The sequence below is a fragment of the Levilactobacillus koreensis JCM 16448 genome, from assembly GCF_001435525.1.
Classification (GTDB): Bacteria; Bacillota; Bacilli; order Lactobacillales; family Lactobacillaceae; genus Levilactobacillus; species Levilactobacillus koreensis.
This window is the reverse complement of sequence record NZ_AZDP01000089.1, coordinates 35,311-41,870: the sequence shown is the minus strand read 5'-3', so window position 1 is coordinate 41,870 and position 6,560 is coordinate 35,311. Positions and strand designations below refer to the sequence as shown.

Annotated in this window: 4 protein-coding genes and 1 pseudogene; 1 reads left to right on the top strand and 4 read right to left on the bottom strand. The window is 53.6% G+C overall.

Translation table 11 applies throughout. The features are described from left to right. A pseudogene (locus FC99_RS14175) lies at positions 1-251 on the top strand (carboxypeptidase); the annotation flags it as partial. A gap of 198 nt (positions 252-449) precedes the next feature. On the opposite strand, the gene FC99_RS08095 reads toward FC99_RS14175, so the two are convergent. From FC99_RS08095 to FC99_RS08080, 4 genes are all read right to left on the bottom strand, one after another. Further along, complete coding sequence (locus FC99_RS08095; RefSeq protein WP_048736114.1) at positions 450-1,154, bottom strand: DnaD domain-containing protein; 705 nt, start codon at positions 1,152-1,154, stop codon at positions 450-452. Positions 1,155-1,795: 641 nt separating this feature from the next. Continuing rightward, positions 1,796-2,971, bottom strand: coding sequence for a pyridoxal phosphate-dependent aminotransferase (locus tag FC99_RS08090; RefSeq protein WP_048736115.1), 1,176 nt, complete (start codon positions 2,969-2,971; stop codon positions 1,796-1,798). A 24-nt stretch (positions 2,972-2,995) separates the two neighbouring features. Continuing rightward, on the bottom strand, positions 2,996-3,499 hold the full coding sequence (locus FC99_RS08085) for a cell wall elongation regulator TseB-like domain-containing protein (protein ID WP_048736116.1): 504 nt from the start codon (positions 3,497-3,499) through the stop codon (positions 2,996-2,998). Between the two features lie 48 nt (positions 3,500-3,547). Beyond that, entirely contained in the window at positions 3,548-6,388 is a 2,841-nt protein-coding gene (locus tag FC99_RS08080) for a helicase C-terminal domain-containing protein (protein ID WP_056986525.1), read from the bottom strand. Positions 6,389-6,560: the final 172 nt, after the last annotated feature.

Here is a 6,560-nt window from a genome sequence, read left to right as displayed (position 1 = left end):
CCAGCCAATACGGCTCTACCAACACGACGAGCTCCTCTGCTTACAGCAGTAATAGTCAGGTCACGACCAGTTCCAGTTCATCGCGCGTCAGCTCATCGACGACCGAATCCAGCTCCAGTAAGGAATCTTCCAGCACGGAACAGACCCCTGGTGGTGACGGCAACGATGACAACACGAACAGTAGCTCCACGACCACTTCGTCTGCCAGCTCCACCACGCAGACGACCGATAACAATAAGGATAATAGCTAAAGCTTGAAACAGAAAAGGTCGCCAGTAGATAGTCAAAATTGACTGTTTACTGGTGACCTTTTTTATATTGCAATTGTACAGGAATGGCCACACTGCGACTGTCAGGGGTTCCGCCTGCTGTGATCGTATTTTACGATAACCATAAAAAAGCTCGTATTCCCATCAGCCCGGCTAACTACCAACTTTACGAATCGCAGCCTAGTTATCCGTCAGCTTAAAAATTGGGACGTCTGGAATCTGTGAACTTGCTTGACTGGCGTTGCCACTGGCCGCTGAACGGCGCGGCTCTTGCCGTTCCTTTTCCCGTTGGACCTGAGCGGCCGTCTTTAAGTTCTTCTTTTCCCAGCTTAGCAGAATCCGGTCCATGTACTTTAGACTGTACGCCTGACTCAATACCGCTTCCTTTAGGGCCAGCTGAATGAGTTCAGGGCGGTAATGGTCCTCGTCTAGCCACTGACTAATGCTTTCCATCTCCAATGGTGACAATGGCCGGCCAAATTCCGTTTCGATTTGGTTAAAAACCGTTGAGCGGTCACTGGTAGCTTCCTGCTTGACTTCCTTTTGTACCGTCTGCACATCGAGTTGGCTCAGTTTCTCTGTTAACAGGCGAAAATCATATGTATCCGCCTTTTGTCCCTGCGCGTTAGTCACACTAGTAATCATCATCAGCTTCGAGGCAATCATCTCGTGGAGCAACTGGTAAACGCGCTGCTTATCCCAGCCCAAGGATTCGGCGATGCTCTCCGCCTCGGGCAATTGTTCACCACGGTCCATTTGCCGGCGTAGCTGGAGGTAGACCAAGAGTTGATCCGTGGTCATCCCCACCTCGCGAAAATGGTCGAGTAAGTAATTGGCAACGCTGGTTTGGCCAGCTTGAATATAGCGCATCATAAAATCTGCCATGCGTTGGCCTCCTTATCTTTTAAGTCTTAATTAGTTATAAATTGGGCAACCTAGTGTGTCCGTCGCCTTACCGGCCGCCAGATATGGGCTGGAACGGTTCGGACACAACTTGAAGCCTCGAAAATCACGAGTCTCCAAGCTTGGTCTTCTGCTAAGCTGCCGGAAAATCACCGTCAACTAAGCAGAACGACGCGCCTGAGCCCATATCTGGCGACCTCTCGGCTTATATAGTAGTTTTTTGGCGACTTAGAAGACGAGCGTAAAGTCGTTATTGAGCGAGGCATAAAATTCAGAGCGCACAAGGCTTTCAACGATTGTCATCGTAAAAAAACTAAGCCAGAGGCGGTCAGGGATGCAGCCAGCCGTGTCAACACTGTAAAGTCGGGGAATTTCCCCGACTTTACAGTGTTGGACGACCTCGGAGACACGCGTTTTTCGTGGCTTTGAGGCGAGACGGAATCCCGACTCTTAGGCTGGAGTCGTTCCCCACAGCAGGCGGAATCCCTGGCAGCCGGAGTGCGTCAAACTCATACTATCCACTACTCGCTTTTTAGTCTAACACGTTCTCTGAGTCCTGACGAAACGAAACGACCGGCACCCACTTGCGGCCCGGTCGTTAAATCATTGTTGTTTTAATTGATTCAGCTCATGAATTTCTTTAGCCGTTGCATGGCGACCTTTAGCGTCTCTAAGTCCGTCGCGTAGCTCAGTCGAATGTGACCGGGTAGTCCAAAGGCCTCGCCGGTCACAACCGCAACGTGAGCCTCATTTAACAGCGCCGCGACAAACTCGTCGGTCGTCGTGTAGCCCTTCATCGCCATGGCCGCCGTCACGTCCGGAAACAGGTAGAACGCCCCCTGCGGCTTGGCATTGAGCTTGAACCCCGGAATCGCTGCCAGAAGTGGATAAACCACGTCTAAGCGCCGTTTAAACCCATCCTTCATCTCAGTCACCGGAGCCTGATCACCAGTCAATGCCGCAACAGCCGCCGCCTGACTCACGGCCGCTGCATTCCCAGTCATGTGTGACAGCACATTTTTCAATGCCGTCATCACGTCGATCGGTCCCACGGCATAGCCGATCCGCCAACCGGTCATCGCGTACGTTTTTGACACACCGTTGACCAGGATCGTATGGGCCGCGATTGCCTCGCCCAGTGTCAACATGGATGGTACGGGCACCGGACCGTCGTAGACCAGTTCACCATAAATCTCATCGGCGACAATGATCAAATCGTGGGCCACGGCCCATTCCCCGATTGCTCGTAGTTCAGCGACCGTATAGACCAGACCACTCGGATTCTGTGGCGAATTGAGGACGATGGCCTTGGTTGCCGGGGTCACCGCAGCCTCTAACTGCTCCGGGGTGACCTTCAGCGATGCCGTTGGGGCGACCTCAACGGGCCGGCCCCCAGCTAATTTGACCTGTTCGGCGTAACTGACCCAGTACGGTGCCGGTAACAAGACCTCGTCGCCGGGATCGAGTAAGATCTGAAATAGCGCGTACAACGCCATCTTAGCTCCCGCCGTCACGACGACCTGATCCGTGGTCACAGCCACCCGTTGCGTCTCTTGAAGCCGCTGAACGATGGCTTGTCGCAGTACCGGTGTTCCGGCCGTTGCCGTATAACTATTGACCTGGTTAGCGCGAATCGCCGTGACCGCCGCCTCACGAATCGTCGTCGGTGTCGGATAATCTGGCTGACCAACGCTCAGGTTGATCACGTCCACACCCTGCGCTCGTAGCTGAGCGGCCTGTTGACCCGTCTTTAACGTTGCTGAGGGGCGCACTGCACGCGCGCGTTGTGATAATTGCATGGTGAGTCCTCCTCTCGGTTACGATTAAATGTTGGAAATTTGCTGTAAAATCTTTCCGTTGCTGTATTGGAAAGTCAGGTAACAGAGTTTGCCGGATTGGTTCAGGTAACTGACCTGCCAAGCTGGCTTACCATTAAAGATACTCAACGCTGCGGCGAGCACCTTTTTGGGATTTCGTTTCCAGACCTGTTCGAGCACCGTGTTGCGGGACAGGCCCTCACTTTGCTTCAACACCGTCACGTCGTTGCCCGTCTTGGGAACGATCGCGTAGACGGCCTGTTGCGCCTTATTTTTGCCGGCAACCGTGTAGTAGGTCGTATTTAAGTTCGTCCAGTAAAAGTCGCTGGTACTCGTTAAATGACCGGACTTCTTGGCGACCGTTTCGGCGTGCGTCTGCATCTGGCTCAGCGGCTTGCTGGCCTTACTGATCACGTAGCCGCCACTCAGCAGCAGGACCAGGATCACGACTAAGATACTCAGTAGGACCCAGTGACGTGGCCGGCGACGCTGCTGATATTGTTGTCTCATCAATTTACATCGTACTCCCTTGTCAAATTTCAATCTTCGTCAATTATATCAAACTTCGGGAGGAGTCACCGAGTCGGTCGTGCTTTTTTCAAAAAAATTAATTAAACCTTGGGCAATAACACTCACATCCCCGGTGGTCTTCGGCAGATCATCCGGTAAGGCGCGCAGGATGCTTTGGCCGTATTGACGTTCCAACACGCGTTGATCCAGGAGGACAATGGCTCCGCGGTCGTTCGGTGTCCGAATCAACCGGCCGATTCCCTGCCGTAATTTCAAGGTCGCCGATGGCAAGGCCGCATTGTAGAACGGATTCTTCCCGGCAGCCTCCAAACGCGCATAGTTGGCCTTTACAAAGACCCGGTCCGGTGAATCGAACGGTAACCGCGTCACAATCAGCAGTTCCAGTTGTTCGGCGGGCAGATCGATGCCCTCCCAGAAACTAGCTGCGCCTAACAAGATGGCGCCATGACTGGTCGCAAAACGTTTAGCAATCCGTTCACGACTGCCACTAATCCCCTGGGCAAAGATCTCGCGTTGGGCAAACTCCGGTTGTTGCGTCAACTGCTGGTAGACCTGTTCGATCACGCTAAGCGAGTTGAACAGCACCAGGGTCTGCTTGTTTACGGCCCCGGCCATCTGTGTAATCGCCGCCGTCAGGTACGTCACGTAGTCTTCGGGTGACACGCGCGACAGATTTGGCCCGGTATCACTGATAAACAGCTCGGCCTGCTTGCCGTAGTCAAAGCTCGACCGCATGCGGTGGGTCACCGTGGCGTCACGGTCCAAGTCAAATTGGTCCAAGACGTACTGCGACCTGCCGGAAGAAAACAGTGTCGCTCCCGTCAGGAGAACCGGCTGGAACCCGGCATACAGGTGATGACGTAAGAACCCTTCCGTCGCCAGTAAGCCACTCGCCAATTGAAGGCTATTGCGATCCCCAACGTGGTTGATCGTCAGCCAGAAAAGACTGGCGGGGGCTTGGTCACCGACCTGTTGTAGAATCGTCAGGAGGCGACTCATTTGGTCGTCAAAGAGATGAATCCGCGTGTCGACCTGTTCGAACAAGTAACGTTCTGACGCCGCAAACCGGTCCTGCTGTTGGTCGTAGCGCTGGCGTAGGTCGCCCAGTGCCGCCAACAGTTCATTGGTCGCCTGGGTAACCGTTGCGACCGCCGTGCCCTGCTGTAGCTCGGCAGCGAGGTCCGCCGCTGGAATCAACTCTTCGATGATTTGATTGTGGTTGTTGACCCGTTTGTTGGCCAGAAAGCGCAGAAACAGTTGCTTGATCAGCTGGTTTAACTGCGTTTCCAGCGTGTCACTAGCAACGAGGATGCGTTCTAAGGTCGTGGTGGCTGCGGCATCCCCACCGAACAAACTCATCAGGCTCGGCCCAATCTCACGGCTGATGTCGCGCTCCACGTGATGGAGCTCGTTGATCAGCTGTGAAAATTTGACCTGAGTCCGCCGTTGTTTTAGCGTGCTATCCGGCAAGTGTTGAGCTTCATCGACCACCAAATAGGGCTGGTGGAGCCGTTCGCCTAGCGCCAGAGCGTGTTCGCTGAGATAAGCGTGGTTCACGATGATAAATTGTGCCTGTTCCATCCGCTGGTCGCGCCGCCGCAAGAAGTCGTCCTCATAGAAGGGACTGTCCGCAGTGACCGTGCCCTCATGAATGATCTCCTGAAAGTAAGGTGCCCGGTATGTGGCGAGGTGCAATTCGTCGAGGTCCCCGGTCGTGGTCATCGTTAACCAGACCAGCAACCTGAGCTTAAGGAGCTGGGTCTGCTTAGACGTCTCAGCCACCTTGAGAGTCGTGGCGAAGCGTTGGAGGTCCAGATAGTGTTGGCTCCCCTTGACCAATACCGCGTTGACGGTAAAGGGCACGATTTGTTTGAGTAGCGGAATCGTTTGGTCGACCAATTGTTCCTGTAAAAGTGTGGTTGCCGTACTGATGACAACGGACTTTCCCGTCTGACTCAAATAAGCCATTGGCAACACGTAGCCCAGACTCTTCCCAATCCCAGTCGGTGCCTCAACAATCATCTGTTTGACCGGATGTTGGTCGGCCGCGGCGTAGTTGTTGTAGATATAATTCATCATTTTACCCTGTTCGGGCCGCCATTCGAGATTGTCCGGCATCAACTTTTGCTTCTGCTTCTTGGTCTTGGGGTACTTGCTGGGCGTCGCTAACGTGCTGGCTGGCAATGGCGCCGCCTGCCGCAAAGCTAACCCATTTTTGATGTACAAATAGTCCGGTAACTTCCGCGGATTAGCCGCGTTGAGTCGCTGGGCTTCATTGAATAGATCGGCCGTCTGTAGCGGTAACTCCGGGTGCAGGTCGATCATCTGTTGCAGCGTCACCACGGGTAAGGCCCGCAGCCGCCGGAACAGAAAAATAAACAATTCGGCAGTCGCACTGGCATCGCTGTCAGCGGAATGCGGATTGTCATGTTCGATGTTAAAGTACCCGCTGAGGTCGCGGAGTCGAAAGCTGGGCGCAGTCGGCAGTAAAATTTGACTCAAAGAAACCGTGTCCACCGCCGCAATCGTAAGTTCGGGATACCCCACGCGAGAAAATTCGGCATTAATAAACGGCAAGTCAAAATTGACGTTGTGGGCCACAAAGACCGTATTAGTCAGCAAGCTATAGAGCGTGCCCGCCACGTCGTCAAATAAGGGCGCATGCCGCACCCGTTTGTTCGTAATGCCCGTCAACCGAGAAATCGCTGCCGGAATCTCCCGCAACGGATTGACGTCCGTTTCAAAGTGATTAATGATCTGGTTATGTTGGACGAAGACGCACCCGACTTGGATAATGCGGTCGCCATCTGTCACACTGGTTCCGGTAGTCTCGATATCGACCACCGCGTAAACCGTGTCTTTATCCATGTATGCTCACCAATTTCTGCACAATTTGCGATAATAACTGGCACTATGATACACCACTTGGCCGGCCAACGCTACGCTAGAGTTTCTCCCACTAGATGATTCGGGTTGCGTCGCGCCTTTTCTGACTGGGCTCCCTGGTTAAACTGGTAAAATTTATACCCACTTCATATGC